General features: G+C 69.1%; 12 protein-coding genes and 3 pseudogenes. 10 read left to right on the top strand and 5 right to left on the bottom strand.

Going from position 1 to position 22,572, the window contains the following annotated elements; all coding sequences use genetic code 11:
• Window positions 1–13 precede the first annotated feature (13 nt).
• The 3 genes from IPK24_17905 to IPK24_17895 all read right to left on the bottom strand — a co-directional run bounded on the left by IPK24_17905 (window position 14) and on the right by IPK24_17895 (window position 3,533).
• The gene (locus IPK24_17905) at window positions 14–733 is read right to left on the bottom strand and encodes a hypothetical protein (protein ID MBK8077386.1); all 720 of its coding nucleotides are present in this window, start codon (window positions 731–733) and stop codon (window positions 14–16) included.
• Window positions 730–1,920, bottom strand: coding sequence for an L-2-hydroxyglutarate oxidase (lhgO, locus tag IPK24_17900; GenBank protein ID MBK8077385.1), 1,191 nt, complete (start codon window positions 1,918–1,920; stop codon window positions 730–732). The genes IPK24_17905 and lhgO overlap by 4 nt, the downstream gene beginning before the upstream one ends.
• A 131-nt stretch (window positions 1,921–2,051) precedes the next feature.
• Window positions 2,052–3,533 (bottom strand): aminotransferase class V-fold PLP-dependent enzyme, encoded by a 1,482-nt coding sequence (locus tag IPK24_17895; GenBank protein MBK8077384.1) that lies wholly within the window; start codon window positions 3,531–3,533, stop codon window positions 2,052–2,054.
• Window positions 3,534–4,402: 869 nt separating this feature from the next.
• Here IPK24_17895 and IPK24_17890 point away from each other — a divergent pair.
• The gene (locus IPK24_17890) at window positions 4,403–10,801 is read left to right on the top strand and encodes a hypothetical protein (protein ID MBK8077383.1); all 6,399 of its coding nucleotides are present in this window, start codon (window positions 4,403–4,405) and stop codon (window positions 10,799–10,801) included.
• Between the two features lie 456 nt (window positions 10,802–11,257).
• On the opposite strand, the pseudogene IPK24_17885 reads toward IPK24_17890, so the two are convergent.
• Window positions 11,258–12,510, bottom strand: a pseudogene (locus tag IPK24_17885) (IS701 family transposase).
• 406 nt (window positions 12,511–12,916) lie between these two features.
• Between IPK24_17885 and IPK24_17880 the strand changes: the two are divergent.
• The 8 genes and pseudogenes from IPK24_17880 (at window position 12,917) to IPK24_17845 (ending at window position 19,964) form a co-directional block, all read left to right on the top strand.
• A complete protein-coding gene (locus IPK24_17880) occupies window positions 12,917–13,039 on the top strand; it encodes a hypothetical protein (GenBank protein MBK8077382.1) in 123 nt (40 codons plus the stop codon).
• 191 nt (window positions 13,040–13,230) lie between these two features.
• Window positions 13,231–14,550, top strand: coding sequence for an IS1380 family transposase (locus tag IPK24_17875; GenBank protein MBK8077381.1), 1,320 nt, complete (start codon window positions 13,231–13,233; stop codon window positions 14,548–14,550).
• Window positions 14,551–14,971: 421 nt separating this feature from the next.
• Complete coding sequence (locus IPK24_17870) at window positions 14,972–15,343, top strand: barstar family protein (GenBank protein MBK8077380.1); 372 nt, start codon at window positions 14,972–14,974, stop codon at window positions 15,341–15,343.
• Between the two features lie 238 nt (window positions 15,344–15,581).
• On the top strand, window positions 15,582–15,995 hold the full coding sequence (locus IPK24_17865; GenBank protein MBK8077379.1) for a hypothetical protein: 414 nt from the start codon (window positions 15,582–15,584) through the stop codon (window positions 15,993–15,995).
• 140 nt (window positions 15,996–16,135) lie between these two features.
• Window positions 16,136–16,687: a SigE family RNA polymerase sigma factor gene (locus IPK24_17860; GenBank protein ID MBK8077378.1), complete on the top strand. Its 552-nt coding sequence runs from the start codon at window positions 16,136–16,138 to the stop codon at window positions 16,685–16,687.
• Complete coding sequence (locus IPK24_17855; GenBank protein MBK8077377.1) at window positions 16,684–17,295, top strand: hypothetical protein; 612 nt, start codon at window positions 16,684–16,686, stop codon at window positions 17,293–17,295. Before IPK24_17860 ends, IPK24_17855 begins: the two co-directional genes overlap by 4 nt.
• 424 nt (window positions 17,296–17,719) lie before the next feature.
• Window positions 17,720–19,193, top strand: a pseudogene (locus IPK24_17850) (IS21 family transposase).
• Between the two features lie 56 nt (window positions 19,194–19,249).
• Window positions 19,250–19,964 (top strand): annotated as a pseudogene (locus IPK24_17845) (ATP-binding protein).
• 362 nt (window positions 19,965–20,326) lie between these two features.
• Here the strand turns inward: IPK24_17845 and IPK24_17840 are convergent.
• Window positions 20,327–21,016 (bottom strand): PAS domain-containing protein, encoded by a 690-nt coding sequence (locus tag IPK24_17840; protein MBK8077376.1) that lies wholly within the window; start codon window positions 21,014–21,016, stop codon window positions 20,327–20,329.
• 91 nt (window positions 21,017–21,107) lie between these two features.
• Here IPK24_17840 and IPK24_17835 point away from each other — a divergent pair, with 91 nt between their 5' ends.
• A complete protein-coding gene (locus tag IPK24_17835) occupies window positions 21,108–22,493 on the top strand; it encodes an FAD-binding protein (GenBank protein MBK8077375.1) in 1,386 nt (461 codons plus the stop codon).
• Window positions 22,494–22,572: the final 79 nt, after the last annotated feature.

The following is a 22,572-nucleotide window of genomic DNA, read 5'->3' as shown; positions in this document are numbered from 1 at the left end:
GTCGGCGGCGTGGTCAGCGGACGAGGCGTGACAGGGTGACCGGGTCGGCCGCCAGCTCGGTGTAGAGGCCCCGGATCGGGCGCAACCGCTGCTGCAGCGCCTCGGTGACCACCTGCTTGAGCTGGCCGGCCCCGTGCAGCCCGAACAGGGCGGCGATCGGCGGCTTGTCGGTGAGCAGGCCCAGGATCACCGCCAGGTTGGCCACTCCCGGACGCAACTGCGGGTCGTAGCCGAGCGTCGGGTCGAGGTCGACCTGGGCATGCCGGATCGCCGCCGCCACCCGCAGCGGGGCATCGACCACCCGGACGACGCCGCGCAGGTCGGGTTCGCCGTCCAGCATCACCGCCCCCATCGGACGGCGCGGCTGGCGCAGGTCGTTGATGGTGGTGCCGGCCGGTGAGCCCGAGGCGTCGCCGTGCAGATCACCCAGGCGCACGGCGTCCAGGTCGATGGCGCCCGTGGCGCTACCCGAACCGCGTTCGAAGACCACCGATCCGAGCCCGCAGGCCACCAGCTCGGCCGCGGTGTGGGCGCAAGCCGACTCGTCGCCGGTCAACCGGACGGTCAGGTCGACCGTGGGGTCCGCGGCCAGCGTCCGTAACGCGCTCACGGTGCCGAACAGGTCACCCAGGTGCAGCGGCCGGGCGCGCCCCAGATCGAACACCGCCCGCCGGCGTGGCGCCGGGTCGAACGGCAACCGGTCGCCCACCACGGCGATGTCCTCGACGTTCATCGCGTCCCCCGGCCGATCGCGGCCACGACCTCGTCGCCGATGTGCTCGGCGATCGCCAGGCTGGCGGTGGCGGCGGGCGAGGGGGCATTGCGGACGGCGGTCACCGCGCCCAGGTGGTTGATCCTGAAGTCGTCGACGAGCGAACCGTCCCGGTCGACCGCCTGGGCGCGCACCCCGGACGGCGCCGGCACCACGTCGTCCGGCCCGACGTCGGGCACGTACTTGCGGGCGCGGTTCAGGTAGAGCTTGCGGCTGGCCGACCCGGCCATCTCCTCCACGCCCATCTTCCAGTGCTTGCGGGCCAGCGCCCGGAACCCCGGCCAGGCCAGGGTGTCCTTGAGTTCACCGAACGAGACGCTCTTGCGTTCGTAGCCCTCACGGGCCAGTGCCAGCACCGCGTTCGGGCCGACGTCCACCCGGCCGTCGACCCGCTTGGTGAAGTGCACCCCGAGGAAGGGGTAGTTCGGGTCGGGGATCGGGTAGATCAGGCCGTTGACCAGGCTGGTTCGCTCCGGCGTGAGCGTGTAGTACTCGCCGCGGAACGGCACGATCGCCGGTTCGGACTCGTCCCCGGCCATGCGGGCCATGACATCGGACTGCAGCCCGGCGCAGATCACCAACCGGTCGAAGGTGAGCAATTCGTGCGGGGTGTGGACGTCGACCACCCCGGCCCGCTGCACGATCCGGTTCGCCGGGGTGCTCAGCCGCACCGAGCCGCCGGCCTTGACCACGTCGTCGGCGTAGGCCTGGGTGACCGCGACGAAGTCGGTGATCGCCGTGTGGGGGGAGTGCAGCGCCCCGACCCCGGCGGCGTGGGGTTCGAGCTCGCTGATCCCGGTGGCGTCCAGGCGCACCAGCCCGGTGACGCCGTTGTCGGTGGCTCGTTGCCAGATCCGTTCCAGCGCAGGGCGTTCGGAGTCGTCGATGGCCACGACCAGCTTGCCGCACTCCTGGTAGGGCAGGTCCTTCTCGGCGCAGTACTCCTTCAGCATCGCCATGCCGCGCCGGCACAGGGTGGCCTTCAGCGAGCCGGGGGCGTAGTACAGCCCGGCGTGCACCACCCCGCTGTTGTGGCCGGTCTGGTGCGCCGCGACCCGGCTCTCCTTGTCGATCACGGTGATCTGGGCGCCCGGCATCAGCTGGGTCAATCGACGGGCCACGGCCAGGCCGACGATGCCGGCACCGATCACACCGATGCGGTCGCGGGGGGCCTGCGTGGACACGTGATCTTCCTCCGGCTCGGGCGAGGGGCGAGACGTCCTCCACTATCTCGCACCGGACGGCGTCAGGCGTCACGACCGGTGTAGTCGGCGGCTGGTCAACCGGGCCGGCGCACCACCTCGAGGGTGGCGAGGGTGGCGTCGCCCGCATACGCGATGCGGCTGCCGTCGGCCTTGGCCTCGGCCAGGGCCTGCAGCGTCTCGCGGGTGATCAGCTCGCCGGGGGCCAGCACCGGCACCCCGGGCGGGTAGGGGGCGAGCACCTCGGCACAGATCCGGCCGGCGGCGTCGTCCCAGGGCACGCGCTCGTGGTCGGCGAAGTAGGCCTCGCGCGGCGACATCGCCTGTTCGGCGTCCACCGTCCAGGCGGGGTGGTGGCCCAGGGCGCGGGGCGGGCCGGCGTGGCGGGGGATCGCGTCCTCGAGTGCGTCGACCAGCCGCTGCACGCTCTCGGCGTCGTCCGCCAGGGTGATCATGGGGATCAGGGTGTCGCGGTCGGCCATCTCGACCGGCACCCCGGCCGCGATGAGGTCGGCCTCCACGGCGTGCCCGTGGGCGCCGGTGCCGGCCAGTTGCAGCACCAGTTTGGCCGGGTCGAACCGGGCCAGGCCGTCGGCGGCGGGGTCGAGCACGGTCAGTCCGGGGATCGCGGACAGCCGGCGGCGGGCCTGGGCGGTGATTAGGATCAATTCGTCCACCAGGTCTCGGCCCCGGGCGGCGAGCAGTGCGCGGGCGGCGTCCAGGCTGGCCAGGATCGCCCCGGACGGTGAGGTGGTGTGCCCGGCCTCGAAGGCGCGGGTGAGCCGGTCGGGGGCGAGTAGGCCGTCGGTGCGCGTGGTGCGCGCCAGCACGTAACTGGCCTGGTTCAGTGCCGGCAGCGTCTTGTGCGCGCTGGTCACCAGGGCGTCGGCGCCGGCGGTGAGCGGATGCGGCGGCAACGCCGGGTGGGCGCCGAAGTGCGCGCCCCACGCGGCGTCCAGGATCAGTGGGACGCCGGCCGCGTGCGTGACGTCGGCCAGCGCCGGGACGTCGGCGCAGGTGCCGATGTAGCTGGGGTCGGTGAGCAGGACGGCGCACGCGTCCGGGTGCGCGGCCAGCGCCGCCTTGACCGCCGTGGGCTCGACGCTGAGCGGCAGGTGGGTGTCGGCGTGCAGCCGGGGCCGCACCCACACCGGGTCGAGGCCGGCCAGCACCAGGGCCAGCAGCATCGAGCGGTGCAACGTGCGCGAGACGATCACCGAGCGGCCGGGGCGTCCGGCGGCCAGGGCCAGCGCCTGATTGCCGTGCGTGGAGCCGCCGACCGAGAACCGGCACCAGTCCGCGCCGAAGTGGGACGCCGCGCGCTGCTCGGCGTCCGCGAGCAGGTCATCGGCGGTCTTGATCGGGGCCAGACCGCCGTACAGCGGCAGGTCGCCGCGGGCCAGGTCGCCGAGCAGGTCGGTGCGCTGCTTGTGACCGGGGATCGTGAAGGGGGTCAGGCGGCCATCGGTGACGGCCTGCTCGGCGTCCAGCCAGGCCCGGAACAGGGGTGCGTCAGCGGCGAGGCCGTACGGGTCGCGGGGGTCGGCGGACGGCGTCAGGTCAACATCGGGTGAGAGCTGGGTCACACAGGGGAGCCAAGCAGGTGGATGCCGTTCGGGCAATCCAGGCAGTGCGGGATGAGGAGCAAGGTGGCAGCTGGCGATGGAGACAAGGGCGCCATGTAGGTCGGGCGAACGCCGAGACTGGCTCTGGGTGGCGACGCTCAGGTGCTCGCCTCGGCAGCCCTTGTCGGCTTCGTCCCTCGTCTTTATGGTCGAGATCGTGATGTGTGGCTGTTGCTGGTGAGGGCGGTGGGTGTGGACTGCGTGAGGCTCATCCGTGGGGTGGGTTGAAGCGTTCACAGCGTGCGGTTGATGCGGCGCGCCGGCGTGGGGTGGTCTGGGTGTCTGGGCGGTTGGCGCGCGGGACTGTCGGGGTTGCTGGGCGACGAGGGCTGCGGGTGCTGGTTGTCCCGGTGGTGACCATCGCTGTGGTGGTCGGGTCGTCGAGCGGGTCGTGGGCCGCGCCTGTGCCGTCGCCGACTGGTACTGCTCCGTCTGAGCCTTCTCCCAGTGCGACACCCTCTGCGGCACCCAGTCCGCGGGCCGCGACGGCGTCGGTGTCGTCGTCACCGTCTGGTTCGGCTACGCCGAAGCCTCCGGCCTCGCTGGCGGCGGCCAAGCCTGCGGGGGATGCGATTTCGGCGGGGGTGGGTAGTCCGCCGGATGCCGGTGTGGTGGGTCGTAGCGGGGATGCGGTGACCGGGGTGGTGTTGAAGGGCAGGGATCTGGCGCATCCGGTGATGCCGTTGTGGAAGGCGCCGACGACGGGTCGGGGTTTGAGTGGAACCGAGGGTGCTGGGAGTGGGGAGGCGTCGCCGGGGGCCAAGCCCGTCGCGGTTGGCTCGTTGCCGGTGAGGGTGTCGACGGTGTCGGGGTTGGTGGATCGGGCGGCGTCGGTGGTGAGCCGGGTGCGGGTTCGGTCGTTGGGTGCGGGGGCGGCTGAGAAGTTGGGTGGGCACGGGGTGGCGGTGCTGGCCGAGCGGGCTGATGGGGGTGCCAGCGCGGGGGATGTGAATGTCTCGATCGACTATTCGGGGTTCGTGCATCAGTTCGGCGGTGATTTCGGGTCGCGGTTGCAGATCGTGTCGGTGCCGGCGTGTGCGTTGACGACGCCGGAGGTCGCGGAGTGTCTGGTGCAGACCCCGTTGCTCACCCAGAACGATCTGCAGGGTCAGTTGTTGACGGCGTTGGTGTCGGCGGCGCCTGATTCGTCGGTGACGAACGGGGATGGCGTGTCGTCGCTGTCGGCGCGGGCATCGTCGGGTCTGACTGCTGCGGCGGCGCGTTCGTTGCGTGCGGCCGCGAGCCCGGCGACGGCGACTGGTCCGACACTGTTGATGGCCGGTGCTTCGACGGGCATGTATGCGGCGACGCCGTTGCGGCCGTCGATGGCGTGGTCGGTGGGGTTGCAGTCCGGTGCGTTCCAGCACACCTACCCGTTGCCGGCGGCTGCGTCTCCGTCGGGTGCGGCGCCGGCGTTGGCGTTGTCGTATGACTCGGGGTCGGTGGACGGGATGACCGATGCCGACAATTCCCAGGCCCCGCAGGAGGGGATTGGGTGGGGGTTGAACGCGCCGTTCATCGAGCGGCGCTATGACACCTGCACGTCCGGGGTGTCGGGGCTGTGTTACGACAGTGACAACGCGACGATCTCGTTGAACGGCCACACCTCGATGCTGATCGCGGACACGTCGGGTGGGTGGCGTCTGGAGGATGACCCGGCGTGGCGGGTGCAGCGGGTGCTGGCGGGGACGGCGTCGAACCCGAACGGTGATGCGCAGGGGTCGTATTGGCTGGTCACGGACCCGTCGGGGACGCGGTACTACTTCGGGTTGCAGGCCTGGAACACGGCCTCTCCGGCGACGAATTCGGCGTTGACGGTTCCGGTGCGGGCGACGTTGTCGACGCAGCCGTGTTGGACCTCGTCGGGGAACACGTGCCAGTTGGCGTGGCGGTGGAACCTGGCGTATGTCATCGACGCGAACATCAATGTGCAGTCGTGGATCTGGGGTCGCCAGACCACGTCGTACCAGCCGGCCGGTGGCACGGTACGCCACTACGACTCGGCGGGGTATCTCTCGCAGATCTATTACGGGTCGAGGTCCACGTCGGGGCAGGCCCCGGCGCGGTTGTGGTTGAAGTACTCCGGTCGCTGTGACCAGGTCCCGAGCGGGACGTGCGATTACCCGTCGGCCGCCACGGCGATCCATTATCCGGACATCCCGTTCGACCAGTGGTGTTCGGGGACGGCGACGTCGTGCCCGAGTGGTCCGACGGTGCCGGCGTTCTTCTCCCTGGACCGGTTGGACTCGGTGGTCGCTCAGGTGTGGAACGGGTCGACATGGTCGTATGTCGAGCGCGCGAACCTGGACTACTCCTTCCCCTCGCCCGGGAACGGTGACGACCCGTCGTTGTACCTGTCGGGGATCACCCGGATCGGGTCGACCGCGGCCGCGGTGACGTTGCCGAGGACGTTCTTCAACGGGGTCTTGCTGGCCAACCGGTACGACTCGACCCCGACCAGCTACAGCAAGTGGCGCATCGATGACGTGGTCACCGAGCTCGGTGGGCACATCCTGGTCACCTACGACCAACCGGATGGGTGTTCGACGGCGGCGGTGGTCGGGCACGAGGACAGCCAGACCCGGGACTGTTTCCCGCGGATCAAGCCCGGCACCACCACGACGGAGTGGTTCAACAAGTACCTGGTCAGCCAGGTCGAGGTGACCGACCGGTACGGAGCGCCGTCGATGACCACCTCGTACACCTACCTCGGTGGGGCGGCGTGGCATTCCGATGACGACCCGGTCGCGCCCGTCGCCGAGCAGTCGTGGGGTGACTACCGCGGTTATTCGAAGGTGATCGTGCACCGAGGCACCGATCCAGCGTCGTGGACCACGGATGAGTACACCTTCTTCCGCGGTATGCACGGGGACTGGAACGCCAACGGCAGTACCGATGCGGTGAACGTCAGCACCGCCACCGGTGATGCGGTGCGACCGGATTACCACCAGCTGCGGGGCCGGTTGCTCGAGCATCGCCGGTTGACCCAGGCCGGCACCTCGGAGTACTCGCGTGATCTGCACCAGTACTGGGCGAAGGTCACCGCGGTCGGTCCGACCCGCCCGCACGGGTTGTCGCTGCACGACGCGGTGATGGTGCGCGAGAACGCGACCGCCGATCAGATCACCCAGGACAACGTGTCCCGCAAGTACCTGCGGCAGGTCAGTCACCAGTTCGAGGGCACCTACGGGTTGCCGGCCTCGACCAGCGACACCGGTGATCCGATCAGTGACACCGGAGGCACGTGCACCATCACCAGCTACGCCCAGAACGCCACCGCGTACCTGATCGCGTTGCCCAAGACCGTGACCACCTACGTGGGCCAGTGCCCGGCGGGTGCGGGCGTGGCACCGACCACCGCGAAACTGAACCGCCGCGACACCTACTACGACGCGAACTTCGCCACCCTCGCCGGCACCCCGTCGGCGGGCAATCTGGTCAAGGTCATCGACTGGTCGAGTTCGTCGGTCGGTGAGGGCACGGCCTACAACTACGACAACGCCGGGCACGTGACCGGTGTGATCGCCCCGGCCAACCTGAACCTGTCCGCGACCACCTACGCGACCGCCGGTGCGGAGACGAAGACCGAGTACACCCAGACCGCCGGGCAGCCGATCGCCTCGACCACGGTCACCGACCCCACGGGCGGCGTGGTGGTCACGGACCTGACGCCCGGCCGGGCGCAACCGACGAAGATCACTGACGCCAACGCCCGGGACACCCGATTGTCCTATGACGGGATGGGGGAGTTGACCGGGGTGACCCGGCCCGGGGACAGCTCGCCGTGGGTGACGTATGCCTACGACTGGTCGAACACCTCACCGTCCACGATCCGTACCGACTACTTCGCCATCGATGCGCTGCCCAATGTGCAGCGGCCACCGACGGCGTCGTCGTGGACGTTCCACGATGCCCTGGGCCGGGCGTTCCAGACCCAGCAGCCCGGGCCGGGTGGAACCGGCGCGGTGGTCTCCGGGGTCCGTTTCGACGGCAAGGGCAACAAGACCGCCGACGTTCCCGCAGTCGCGACCACCACTGCTGCGGGCACACCCATCACCTGGTACGGCAGCGTCAGCGATGCCTGGCCCTCCCAGAGGCTGTACGTCTACGACGTGATGGACCGGTTGTACTCGGCCACGGTGTCCGGCGCGAACTCCTCCTACACCGCTACCACCATCACCGCCCACGACGGCACGAAGGTGACCACCACCTATCCGTCGAACACCGGGACCGGGCAACCGAACCGCACCAGCGACGTCGTCCTGAACGACTGGTCCGGGCGTCCCTTGAACCACACCCAGGGCGCCGTGGACACCGCGTACGTGTACGACGTCCGCGGCTACCTGACGACATTGACCACCCCCGACGCCCCAGCCGCCACCTACACCTACGACTGGCTCGGACGGCGCCTGAGCACCACCGACCCGGACGCCGGCTCCTCCTCGGCCACGTACTGGCCCGGCGGAGCGGTCAAGACCACCCACGACGCCAACGGGCAAGACCTCTACCACACCTACGACTCCCTCGGCCGGGGCCTGGACGTCTACACCGGCACCTCCACCGCGGGGACGATGCTCACCCACAACGTCTACGACGCCACCCCGTCGGGCGGGGCCACCGCCCTCAAGGGAACCCTGACCTCGACGACCGCCACGATCGCCGGCGCCGCCTACACCGAGGCCTACGGCTACGACACCCGCTACCGCACCACCCGCGTCGACCGGACCGTGCCCGCAGCAGCGGGGGCTCTGGCCGGGACGTACACGACGTCGTATGGTTACGACGGTATGGACCGGCCCACCACGACCACCTACCCCGCTCTCGGTGGCCTGGCCGCCGAGTCGGTGACCGCCGGCTACGCCGGCGCCTACGCCTCGGCATTGAACGGCGACGCCGGAACCTACGTCCAGACCACCGGGTATGACACCCTCGGCCGGATCGCGGGCCGCACCCTGGGTGCGGCGGGCGCGACCGGATCGGTGCAACGGGCCTACGCCTACGACGACGGGTCGGGCCGGTTGACCACGATGACCGCCCAGACCCCCTCCACAGCGGCATCGATCAACGTGCAGCACGACACCTACACCTACACCCCCTCCGGTCAGGTCACCTCCGCCACCGACGTCAACGCCGCCCAGAAACAGTGCTACACCTACGACGGCCTGAACCGCCTCACCAACGCGGCAACCGTCGCCGCGGCGACCGCCTGCACCGCCGGGATCACCACCGATGGCACCGGCCCGAACCCCTACAGCCAGGACTACACCTACGCGGACAACGGGAACATGACCACCCGCACCGCCGGCGGCGTGGCCACCACCTACACCTACGGCACCAGCGGCACCCTGACCGGCGGCCCGCATGCCCCGACCAAGGCCACCACCGGTGCCGCCGTCGCGTCCTACTCCTACGACGCCGCCGGACAACTGACCACCAAGACCGACGCGGCCGGGACCACCACCCACACCTGGACCCCGTTCCACCAACTCGCCGCCACCACCGGCGCCATCACCACCAGCAACACCTACGGCCCCGGCGGAGACCGGTGGATCCGCACCACCCCCACCGAGACCGTGCTCTACCTACCCGGGCAAGAAGCCCACCGCGCCACCGGCGCCACCGCCACCACCGCAGTCCGCTACTACACCCACGCCGGCGCCACCATCGCCGCCCGCACCTCCACCACCACCGGAACCGACACCGCCAGTTGGCTGCTCGGCGACGCCCAAGGCTCAGCCAGCATCGGCATCGACACCGCCACCGCCACCCAGACCCGGGACCGGTACCTGCCCTACGGCGGCAACCGCGCCAGCTCCTGGACCCTGCCCACCGACCGCGGCTGGCTCGGCCAAACCCGTGATGTCGCCACCGGCCTGGACTACCTCAACGCCCGCTACTACGACCCCACCCTCGCCCACTTCATCTCCACCGACCCCCTCAACAACACCGCCACCCCCCAAGCCGCCAACCCCTACACCTACGCCGCCGACAACCCCACCACCTACAGCGACCCGTCCGGGCTACGACCAGCCTGCCTCGACGCGGGCGACTGCACCACCAACAGCAACGGACACGGAGGGGGAGTCAACGCCACCACGGACACCCGACGCGGATACCACCCCTCCCCCCCAGAAACACTGCAATACCACGTCGACTATCAAGAATCAGACCGCACCTACGTCTATGGCCCCGTGATCGACGGCAGGACAAACCCTCACGGCACGTACGGGATCGGTCTCGGTAGAACCAAGTACTACTACGACAACGCAGAACTCCGAGCGATAGGCCAGGAACAGGGCAAGGCCATCCTCAATGCCATCGTCCCCATCGAGGACTTCCACGACTGCCTCGGCCACAGCGCAGCTGCGTGCGCCATGGTCGGCATGGCATTCACCCCCGGGAAGCTCTTCAAGATCGGCCACCTCGCCCACGACCTCGAAAGAGCCGAAGATGTTGCTAGGGCCGCAAAAGCCGAAGCCGGCGCGGTCGAAGCGTGCGCTGGCGGTAAGTGCGTCTTGCCGGGGACGTGTTTCGTGGCGGGGACGTTGATCCGCACCGAACTCGGGGACGTCCCGATCGAGGTCGTGAAGGTCGGGGACAAGGTTTGGTCCCGCAACACCACCACAGGCAAGGACGAACTCCAACCAGTTGTCGAGACGTATGTCCGGCATGCAGACACGTTGCTGAAGCTGACCGTCGCCGGGGCAGCGGTGACCACCACTGCGGATCACCCGTTCATGGTCAAAGAACGCGGCTGGGTCAAAGCCGGCGACCTCGCAATCGGCGACGTGCTCGTCACACCGACCGGCACCACCGTCCTGACCGGCATCGAGCGAGTCGCCAAGGCTGCGACCGTGTTCAACTTCCAAGTCGCGGTCAACCACGACTACTACGCCCTCGCCGGGGCGACGCCGATCCTGGTCCACAACGCGAGCTACTGGCCGACGCCAACGTCGTCGAACTGCCAGCAGTGCGCTGCTGCTATTCAGAGGATGATCGGCGGTGAGCGTGTGACTATCACGCCCAGGAATACGCCAGTTCTCGGTCCGTCGAAACACTACCCTGCTGGAGACTGGAGTTTCCACGAGGTGGTGGTTAAGGCTGGGCGCGTCTATGACGGTTTCACGGGACCGGGCGGAATGTCGATTCCGGATTTCAAGGGTCAGTTCCAGTTTGCCGACGACATCAATTTTGGATTCTAATGGATCTGTCTGAGCTGGTCAGAGAGCTCCACCGCCGGCGGCGTATGTTCGTGTTGGACGACCGATACGCATCGCTCGTCTCCTTCATTGACGGTTTCGCCCTTGCTCAGGGTTTGGACATGCATGAGTTCCAGCGTTGGTTGGTTGCACGCCTAGGTCGCGAGCCGTCCTCCTTGCATTGGGGGGCGGAAGTGGCTGCTCAGATCCGGCATCCGGGTGAGCGCGGCGCCTTAGCTGCGCTGACAGACGGGGACCAGGATGCGGCGTCTCGGCTACTACTCGAACTGCTCGCCGAGTACTTGGCGAGAGACGTTCCCAACGAGGTCAGCTGACGTTGATTTGGCGGACTTGGTCGGGGGCCTCGTGGGGTGTCGCCGAAAGATGAGGCTGTCGGTGGTGACCGAGATGGCGACGGCGCGGCCTCGCGGCTAGTACTCCAGTCCGACTTCGTGATGATCATGTGAGTGCTTGTCGTCGGTAGTGGCAGGCCTTGGCTCGGGCTTGGTGTCGTCGTCTCCAGCCGGACCAGTCGGCGATCGATGTCAGGGCTCGGCGTCCGTGTTGGGTGAGTTGGGTGAACAGGTGGCGGATCTCGTTGCGGGTCAACGGGATCAGGCCGATGCCGGGCGTGTCGCTGCTGCTGCTCGTAGAGGTTGCCAGGACGGTCAGGAACGCGTGGGCGAGCAGGGCGAGGATGGTCCAGCGGTGCCAGGAGGTCCAGGTGCGGACCTGGTGTTGGTCGAGGGCGGCGAGTTCCTTCGCGGTTTGGAAGCCTTCCTCGATCCGCCACCGGGTGCCGGCCACCCGCACGAGCGTGGCGAGCGGGACCGCCTCCGCACTCCAGGTGCGGTAGAACGCCAGCTCACCGGTGGTGCGGTTGCGGCGCAGGAGGAGATGGTGCTGGCCGGGCCCGTCCTGCCCGTCGCCGGTGAGAGCGACCTGCGCCCAGTCGTAGACGCGGTGCCCTTTCGCGCCGGCACCGGCGGAGTGTGACTGCCAGGCGTGTTTCGGCAGGCGGACCGCGATCTCCACCGCGCGGCGCTTACCGATGCCGGTGACCACTGGTGGTCGCGGGCCACGGCCAGGACGTAGCCGATCCCCGCGGTGATCAGGTCGGTGCGCAGGGTCGGGTCCTGGCCGTAGACCTCATCGCCGGTCACCCACCCGACTCGGACACCGGCATCCAGCGCCCTGGTGATCATGGCACGGGCCAGGGCCGGCTTGGTCGCGAACTCGGTGTCCGCGGGGACGCCGGCAGCGCTCATCCGGCCTGCGTCGTCGGTCCAGGCCTTGGGCAGGTAGAGGGCACGGTCGATGAATGCGCACCCGGTCGGGGTGGCGTAGGCGAGGAACACCGCGACCTGGCTGTTCTCGATCCGACCCGCGGTGCCGGTGTACTGGCGTTGCACGCCAACGGTCTTGACGCCCTTCTTCACATCCCCGGTCTCATCCAGGACCAACACCGCCAGGTCGGGGTCGGCCGGCGCCAGGTGGTCGATGACGTAGCCGCGCAGGTCATCGCGTACCGCGTCGGCGTCCCACTTCGCTGTCGAGAGCAGGTGCTGCAACCGGCCCGGACGCTCATGCCCGGTGTGTTCGGCGATCGTCCAACAGTTCGCCCGACCCAGCCCAGCCAGCAACCCTCCCATCAGGTCCCGGGCATGCCGACGCGGCTCCACCCGAGCGAACCGGGGCGCGATCCGCGCCATCAGACCCTCGAACTCGGACTGCCATCGATCTCGGTCTACGATCAGCCCAGCAGCCACCGCTGGAGAACATTGAGTCTTCACAAACCATGATCTTTTGGCGGTGGCTGCCCCGCGCCCTGGACCGACACGCGCGCAACTCCCCGGATCAGGGCCTCACACCGGCCAGATCACGAAGTCGGACTGGAGTACTAGGAGAAGCGGCCGACCGGGTCGTAACTGCGGTGGCTACCGGTGTTGCCGCAAACACAGGATCGAAGATCCCGTTCGGTCCGGGGTCGGAGAAGGCTTGGACGGTCCTGAATCGGGTCGATGCCAAGGGAGCGCCTCTGCCTGGATACAAGGGCGGTTCGATCTTCAAGAACTCCCGAGGGAAGCTCCCCGAGTCTCCGGGCGTCACGTATCGGGAGTGGACGTCAATCCCTACACCAAGGGCGTCGATCGAGGGACCGAGCGGATTGTCACTGGCAGCGACGGCTCGGCCTACCGGACCAACGATCACTACGACACCTTCTTGATGCTCAGACCCTGATCTTTCAGCCGGGGTGGGGTGTGAGGGCCGTGTCGTGACGCGAAAGTGCCCTTGCCGCAACGGAAGATGGTGGTTGTCGAGACCAAACCATTGCCGTTGGGAAGGGCACTCTCAGGGTGAATGCTACCGAGCTGCTGTTCGATGTCGAGGACGTCGTGCGGGCGCGTCCGGTCCGCAGTGTGCCGACCCCGGTGGTGACCGCGTCGGAGGACGACCTGACCGGCGTGGCCGGGGTGGCGCTGTGGGGGCCGCTGCTGGACCGGCTGAACGTGGTCGCCGAGGCCGACCGGCGGGGCCTGCGCGAGATCGGCCCGACCGGGTACTCCGGGGGCGAGTGCTACCGGGCGTTAACCGAGGTGCTGCTGGCCGGTGGGGACTTTCTGTCCGACCGGTTCCTGCTCGCCGACCAGGCCACCCAGGTGTTGCGCGGGACAAACGCGCTGCCCAGCGTGCCGACCTTGTGGCGGTTCCTGGCCGGGGCGGACCTGGGTCGGGTCGCCAAGGCCGCCGCGGTGAACCGGGTGATGCTGCGCCGGGCCTGGGCCGCCGGGGCCGCCCCCGAGGGAGACCGGCTGACGATCGACCCGGACGCCACCCGGGTGGCGGTGTACGGGCCGGGCAAGGAGGGCTCGGCGTTCTCCCGGACCGGGCAGACCGCGCTGTCCCCGTTGGTTGGGGTCCTCGGGGAGACCGGTGACGTGCTCGCCCTGCGGGCCCGCCGGGGATCGGCCAACGACGGCCGGGCGATGGGCCGGTTCATCGACGAGTGCGTCTCCGCGATCCCGGCCGGTGCTCGCCCGCGGTACCGGTTGTGGATCCGGGTGGACTCGGCCGGCTACCAAGCCGAAGTGATCGCCGCCGCCGAACGTCATGGCGCCGACTACACCGTCACCGCGAAGAACTACACCAACGTGGCCGCCGCCGTGCACGCCCTGGCGGTCGACCCGGACACCGAGTGGGTGGCCGCCGAGGGCAACGAGACGCACAAGGGCAGCCAGATCGCCGAGACCACTACCGACCTGCTCGGCCACCAGGTCCGGCTGATCCTGCGCCGTCAGCCCCGCAAGGCCGGGGAACAGTTGGCGATCGATGACCTGGACGGCTGGCGGCTGCACGCGATCATCACCAACATCAGCAGTGAGCGGATGAGCGCCGCCGCGGTCGAGGCCCACCACCGGCTGCGCGGCGGGATCCCCGAAGACACCATCCGCGCACTGAAGAACGACTACGGCATGATCCACGCCCCGGTGCAGCCGTTCTTCGGCAACTGGCTGTACTGGCAGGCCAGCGCGCTGGCCCACAACGTGTCCCTGTGGCTGCGCACCCTGGGGCTGCCCCGCGCCGTGCGCCGGGCCCGCGGCAAACGGCTGCGCCTGGCGTTCCTGAATGTCCCCGCCCGCCTGGCCCGTACCGGCCGCCGCCTGTACCTGTGCTTCCCCGCCGCCTACGCCTACGTGCAGGACTTCACCGACGCGCTACGAGCCATCCGCGCCCTACCGGCGTTCGGCTGACGCCACCCGAACTGCGCACAACCTGACCGAACGACCCGACCGGGCCCACAGGGCCCGAGCCACCGCACGCCCGCGCACGCCCGCGCACGCCCGGACTCGCGTGATCTGGACGCCCATACGCCGATCGCGTCCCCGGACCACCTCGCACAGCAGCTCTCACCAGGCCAGAACCCCCGCGCTACAACAGAAACGGAGATCAACATCGGGAATCCGGCAGCTCACCACGATTGGGCTGAAAGATCAGGGTCAGAGGACCGGCACAATGACGGGTGTCTTGGCGCTCATGAGGGTCGAGGAAGAGCTCCGGCCCCTTTTACTGGAGGGCGATTCGCAGTCGATCGGATCGGCCGTGATGGGCTGGGTCGAGTCCGGCCTGACCGTCCGTGTGGTCCGTGGCCGAAAGATGCGGACACTCGGGGGCGTGCTCAACGAGTTCGCGGCGGCGATGCAGTTCCCGCTCTACTTCGGAGAGAACGAGGACGCATTCAATGAGTGCATCGCAGAACTCGAGAGCCTGCCTGCTGGCGAGGGGTACGTCGTCACGATCACGGAGCCAGATCAGGTCCTCGCAGACGAGGAGGACGCCGCAGCGCTCGACTGGCTAGCGCGTTCCCTGGCATCGGCTGCCGAGGAGTGGGCACAGCCGGTCGAGCTCGGCGAGTGGTGGGACCGGCCCGCGATCCCGTTCCATGTTGTCCTGGCAGGCGATCCTGCTCAGGTCGAGAGGGCGGCGCAGCGGTGGTCGAAGGCAGGGGCCACCACGGTTCCGTTCGGTGAGACTGATGGCGGCTGACGAGGTCTCGCTCGGGTGGAGCTTGACCCGGGTTTCCCCGGACACCAGTGGCCCGGCGCGACGGGGAAGGCAGACATGATCCGCATCATGGAACCGACTCCGAAGTACCCGAACGGTTATGCGCGCGCGTCTGCAACTCGCATGGCCAACCTGTGGATGTCTTCGGGAAGCCAGGGCCGCCTGCGACTACGCACATCCCTGAGGACTACGTGGGTCCGTGGCCAGGGTGGCCGGGTCGGTGAGCGGGCCTGATGTCAGCGAGTCGTCGGATCGGTGGGTGCTGCCGGTCGCAGATCAGCCTGTGGTTACCTGCTGCGTCGACTATGCGCTGACGTTCCGTTTCGGAAATGACGTGACTCTGCGGATCGAGCAGTTGTTCGTGTATCGAACGGCTGAGGGTGTTGAGCACCTGATCGTTCTGGAGGGTGATCCGGTGCGGCTGGCTCCGGCGCTGGCGGTCTGTCGGCAGGTAGCCCGGCGGGGCCTCGCGTTCAAGGACGGGCACCTGGAGTTGGACTTTGCCGACGGCAGTTGGGTGCGTGTGCCCACGGCCGAGGATCTGGAGCCCTGGGAGCTGGTCGGTCCGGACGGGCTTCGGGTCGTATCCGTTCCAGGTGGTGATTTGGCCATCTGGCGGACTCCTCCGACCTGAGTCCGCGAGGCCAAGTTCCTTGGTCGGACCAGCGATCTCGTTGTGCCGCGCGTCAGCCGGGGCGGGCCGTCCCCGAGATTCCTGCTGGGGCATGCAACCTTGGCGAGCACCGGAAACGTGGTGACGGTCAGGGAGGTGTGGTGACCACGAGCGCGGACCGTGAGGCCGTTCTGCAGCAGGAATTTCGCGACTGGGCACGGGCACACCAGGGCGCACTGCGGGCGCTGGCGTTCCTGGTGTCGAGTGACTGGTACATCGCCGATGACCTGGTGCAGGAGACGCTGATCAGGCTCTATGCCCGCTGGGCCGCCATCACCACCCGCGGACGACCCGAGCCCTACGCCCGAAGAGTTCTGATCAACCTGTATGTGGACCGAACTCGATCCCCCTGGTTCCGCCGGGAGAAGTCGGTGGCCGACGTTCCGGTCGACGCCGGGCACGGGGACCGACACCAGGGTCCGGACGACGCGATCGTCGCCGCGCTTCGAGCGCTCGGGCCCCGCCAGCGGACGGCGATCGCCTTGCGCTACTGGGAGGACCTCAGCCTCGAGCAGGTCGCCGCGGCGATGGGCTGCTCCGTCGGCACCGCGAAGAGCCAGATCTCACGCGGCCTCGCCACGCTGAGAACGACCCTCGCAGCGGAGCCGTGGGCCGACCATGACGCAGCCGCTGGAAGGATGCGTGAGCAGTGAACCAGCACACCGACGACAACTTCGCTCGGACCATCCTCGCCCGAGCTCTCGGCGCGCCCGCCCCGCCCGCTGCACTGGACATCGAACGGGCCATCCAGGGCGGCCGGTCGCGGCGGGCCAGGAAGCGAACCTTCGCGCTGGGAGGAGCGGCGGCCGCCCTCGGCGTGGCTGTCGCCGTCGCCCTTGCGCCGCGGCTCATGGACCATCCGACCCGCACCGTGATTCCTGCGTCAGCTGCTGCCACCTCGGTGGCGCTGCCGACGTCCAACTGGCCCGCCCCAGACGGCACCAGCTCCGCGATGCTCGCGGAGCTGTCCGGGTCGTTGACCCAACGCGGCACCTGCCTCCTCGTGGGCGATCTGCTCGTCATCTGGCCCAGAGGCACCACGGGACGCCTCGCCGAGGACGGACGCATCGACGTCCTGAGCAGTGACGGGACGGTCATCGCCCGGACCGGGCAGCATCTGCACCTCACCGGCGGCAGCATTCCCGACCGAGTGATCACCGTGCCCGAGTGTGCGGGATACACCGAGACGTTCGACGCCCAACGGATCGACGCCTGGGGGAGTTGGACCGGCTCTCCATCACGTCTCGGAGCGTCACCGTGATCGGTCAGGAGGCATATCACGCTCATCCCCGACGAGCGCACTGTGACATCGCGCTCGCTGGACGAGCGTGATGTCACATTGCGCTCGTCAGGGATGGGCCGGGGCGGGGCGGGGCTGGGTGAAGATCGCTGTGCGTGAATCGCGTGACGTGTCGCCCGCCCTGCGTGGGTGTTCGCCCAGGCGTCGTGCTCGAGCCGCTGCCGATATGCCTTCGGCTGTGAGACGCAGCGCGCAGAGAGCTGACCGGGAGCGGACATTGTCCGTGGCCATGAGAAAGTCCCCACTGGTGGCCAGGTGGTGGTCCCCGCTGGTGGCCGGTTAGAAGTCCCCACTCCTCGCGTGTCCTGTCCGGGGTGAGTGGCCCTGCGCGGTGACGGTGTCGGTGCCAACCAGACATCGGATCGACCGCGCAGGGGTGCCTGTATTGAAGAACGCGAGGGAACGGATGGACATCTTGGCTGCCTACCGTGAGGTGGGCAGTTATCGAGCGGCCGCAGTGATCTGCGGACGACGCACAAGACGGTGCGGCGGGTCGTCGAACGACACAACGCCGGTGATGGCGGATCGGAACGCCAGGGCCGGGGCCACAACTACGACGAGGTCAGCTCGCTGGTCGCGGACAAGGTCCGCGCGACGCACGGGAAGATCAGCGCGAAGCGGCTGTTACCGGCTGCCCGCGCAGCGGGCTATGGGGGGTCGGCCCGCAACTTCCGGCGGCTGGTCGCGGCGCAGAAGGCGGCCTGGCGGCGGGGTCATCATCGGGGCCGTCGTCCGGCGGTGTGGACGCCCGGGGACACGCTGGTGATCGATTGGGGTGTCCAGGCGGGGGTGCACGTGTTCTGCGCGGTGTTGGCCTGGTGCGGATCCGGTTCTTCCGGTTCGCCGCCGACGAGAAGGCGTCCACCACACTCGGGCTGCTCGCAGAGTGCTTCGAGGTCCTCGGTGGGGTCCCGAAGACCGTGTTGGCCGACCGGATGGGCTGCCTGAAGGCTGGGGTGGTCGCCGATGTGGTGGTTCCGACCGCGGACTATGTCCGGTTCGCCACCCACTACGGGTTCCGGCCGGACTTCTGCCAGGCCGCGGATCCGGAGTCGAAAGGGATCGTGGAGGCGCTGGTCGGGTATGCCAAGCGGGACCTGATGGTGCCGGCCGAACCGTCGGTGAGTGATCTGGGCGGCGCGAACCGGGCCGCCGGCCACTGGTGCGCCGAGGTCAACACGGTGGTCCATTCGGAGATCTGCGCCGTCCCCGCCGAGCGGCTCGAGGCCGAACGGGACCTACTCGGGCCGTTGCCGTCGCTGCGGCTCGAGGTCGGCGCTGCGCCGATCAGCCGCAAGGTCGACAAGCTGTCCTGTGTCCGGTTCGGGTCGGCCCGCTACTCGGTCCCGAACCGGCTCATCGGCACCAGCGTGCTGCTCACCGTGCTGGACGCGCGGGTGCAGGTGCTGGAGGCGTTCACCGGTGAGGTCGTCGCCGAACACACCCTGGTCGCCCCGGGTGAGACCAGCATCCTTGATGAGCACTACGGCTCGACCCGCCCGGACAAGCCACGTCGCGCGCCGCGACCGAAAACCGTTGTGGAGAAACGGTTCCTGGCCCTGGGTGAGGTCGCTGAGGCGTTCCTGGTCGGTGCGGCCGCGGCCGGGGTGAGCCGGCTGCCCGGCGAGCTGGAACAGATCCTGGTCCTGCACGATGCCCACGGCCACGAGGCGTTGCTCGCGGCGCTGGCCCGGGCGGTCGAGTTCGGGCGGTGGCGCGCCGACGACGTCCGCTCCATCCTCGCCGCCGCCGGTGCCGCACCCACACCGCGCCCGGCGGGCGAAGCCTTGGTCATGACCCTGCCCTCGGTGCCGACCCGGTCCCTGGCCGACTACGCGATCGGTGGTGAGTTGTCGTGACCACCGCAGCGCCGCCGCTGGCCGCCGACCTCAACGAGGGCCTGAAACGGCTGAAGATGGCCGCGATGCGTCGTCTCGCCCCCGAGCTGCTCATCACCGCCAAGACCCAACGCTGGAGCCCGGAGGAGTTCCTGCGCACCCTGGTCGAGGCCGAGATCACCGCCCGCGATGAGTCCAATGCCCGCAACCGGATGCGGTCGGCGGCGTTCCGGTGGTCAAGACGCTGGAGGAGTTCGACGTCGCCGCATCCTCCATCCCGAAGGCAACGTTCGACTACCTCGCATCCCTGGAGTGGATCCGCGGCAAGGAGAACACCTGTTTCATCGGGCCGGCGGCACCGGCAAATCGCATTGCCTGGTCGCTCTCGGGGGTCGCCGCCGTCGAGGCCGGACACCGCGTCCGCTACTACACCGCCGCCGACCTCGTCGAAACCCTCTACCGCGCCCTGGCCGACAACTCCGTCGGCAGAGTGATCGAGAACCTGCTGCGCAACGACGTCGTCCTGGTCGACGAACTCGGGTTCGCGCCCCTGGACGACACCGGCGCCCAACTGCTGTTCCGGTTCGTCGCCGCCGCCTACGAACGTCGCTCCTGGGCATCGGCTCGCACTGGCCGTTCGAGTCCTGGGGCCGGTTCCTGCCCGAACACACCACCGCCGTCAGCCTCCTCGACCGGCTCCTGCACCACTGCCACACCGTGGTCACCGACGGCGACTCCTACCGGATGAAACAAGCCCGAGCCCGGGGAGGTGCCACCAAGAACACACGCTGATCAACCCCGAGGAGTGGGGACTTCCAACTGGCCACCAACGGGGACCACAACCTGGCCATTGACAGACATCCACTGGCCACCGGATTCGAGCACTGTCCACCCAGCAGCTCACTGTTGCCGTGATGTGCCAGGCGCCCAGTGACCGCAACCCCAGAACAGTGACTCAACGCCAGACGAGTGGCTCGCAGTGCTCCGGTCGGATTCACCACGCCGTCGACAGCAGCACAGCGTGATCGGTGATCGGTCAGCGAGACACATCACGCTCATCCCCGACGAGCGCAACGTGACATCGCGCTCGCTGGACGAGCGTGACGTGACATCGCGCTCATCAGGGGAGGGGGCGTGGCGATCAGGGGGGAGGGTCAGCTGGCTTGGGGGAGGGGGGTGGGGTCGGCTGCGTCGGGGGTTTGGGGGGATGGCCGGGTGGCCAGGGGGACCAGGCTGACGCCGAGTCGGACGACGGCACGCGCTGTGGCGGCGTCGGCGCCGGGCAGGCGGACCAGGCCGACGCGCACTGCCTCGCCCTGATCGTCGCTGAGCTCGCCGTCCCAGGTGGTCAGCTCGGCCGCGTGCAGGGCCGCCAACGCCTGGGCGAGCCGAACCGCGTCGGCCGCAGCGAACACCCGCTGCGGATCCAGACGGGCCGGTTCGCCGTCGACCGGGGTGATCACCGGCCCGAGGATGTCGGTGAAGGCCGGGTTGGCCCGGTGGATGCGCGCCTCACCCGAGGCGTCGACGTCCAGCACGGCCAGCGCGGTGCGGGTGTGGTCGAACACGGTGCGGTAGTCGGTGCGGCCCAGGTCGGTGTAGAACGCGGCGGGCGCCGGGATGATCAGGGCCTCCTCGAGGCGCAACAGGGTGCGCACCCCGAGCGGCACGAGGCAGGCGGTCACCATGATCAGGTGGGTCGAGGACAGCGGCGTCCCCGGCCAGGCCCCGGCCAACGCGATGCCGGTACAGGCCAGCAGCTCGGGCAGGCGCCACCGGGCCAGCCCGCGCCGACGCATGGGTGGTGCCGACACCGTGGCCGACATTGCGGTTGCAGCGACCATCGACCGCACTCCTTCAGGGCGCGCGCTGACTCGTCGTAGAGCCCTTCGGCCAACCAGGCCCGCATCTTGAGCAGCTCACTACCCTGGGTCGATGGGTACCCATCACGCTGACGTGCTGGCCGCGCTCGCCGAGCACTTGCCCGCGCACGTCGTCCTGACCGATCACGACCTGCTGCAGAGCTACCGCAACGATCGGGCGATGTTCTGCCCGGCCGGCATGCCGTTGGCCGTGGTGTTGGCCCGCGAGACCGCCCACGTGCAGCACGCACTGCGGGTGGCGAGCCGGTTCGGGGTCCCGGTGGTGCCGCAGGGTGCCCGTAGCGGACTGTCGGGGGCCGCGAACGCCATCGAGGGCTGCCTGGTGGTGAGCACCGAGAAGATGACCGAGGTGCTCGAGCTGGACGTCGCCAACCGGTTCGTGGTCACCCAGCCGGGCATCTTCAACGCCGACCTGAGCCGCCACGTCGAGGCGTCCGGGCTGTTCTACCCGCCGGACCCGTCGAGCTGGGAGTTCTGCTCCATCGGCGGCAACCTGGGCACCAACTCGGGCGGGCTGTGCTGCGTGAAGTACGGCGTGACCGCCGACTACGTGCTGGGACTCGAGGTCGTGCTCGCCTCCGGCGAGGTGCTGCGCACCGGACGGCGCACGGTCAAGGGCGTGGCCGGCTACGACCTCACCAAGTTGTTCGTCGGCAGCGAGGGCACACTGGGGGTGATCACCGAGGCGACGTTGTCGCTGCGACCGGTGGCCCGCCGTCCCGCGACCGCGGCCGCACTGTTCGACTCGGCCCGGGCCGCCGCCGACACCGTGGCCGCCGTGGTGGCGGGCGGGCACCAGCCGAGCCTGCTCGAGATCATGGACTCGACCTCGCTGCGGGCCTCCAGCGCCTACCTGCGTGCCGATCTGCCGGACGACGCCGCCGCCATGCTGCTGTGGCAGTCCGACTCCGGGGGCGAGGTCGGCGCGGCCGAGGTGGCCGCCATCGGCGAGCTCGCCGTCCGGTGCGGCGGCGAGGTGCTCGAGGCGAGCGACCCCGCCGAGGCCGACCTGTTGCTGGCGGCCCGTCGGTGCGTGCTGCTGGCCTTGGAGCAGTTGGGCACCACCTTGATCGACGACGTGTGCGTCCCGCGGAGCCGGCTCGGCGACCTGATCGACGGCGTGGGACGGATCGCCGCCGAGCGAGGCCTGGTGATCGGGGTCGTCGGCCACGCCGGTGACGGCAACATGCACCCGACCGTGGTGTTCGACGCCACCGATCCCGAGCAGACTGCCCACGCCCAGGCCTCCTTCGACGAGGTGATGGCACTCGGGCTCGAACTCGGGGGCACGATCACCGGCGAACACGGCATCGGCGTCCTCAAGCGCGACTGGCTGGCCCGCGAGATCGGGCCGGTCGGGCTGCAGGTGCACCGGGATCTCAAGCGGGCGTTGGACCCGGCAGGCATCCTCAACCCGGGCAAGGTTTTCGCCCCGTGATGGTTACTTTGTGAAGTTGATCCGTGACACTCCGATAAAATTGGCACCCGTGAACTGAGTACAGATTGCGATGGACATG

It is taken from the genome of Kineosporiaceae bacterium, from assembly GCA_016713225.1.
GTDB lineage: Bacteria > Actinomycetota > Actinomycetes > Actinomycetales > Kineosporiaceae > JADJPO01.
This window is presented reverse-complemented; position numbering and strand designations above follow the sequence as displayed.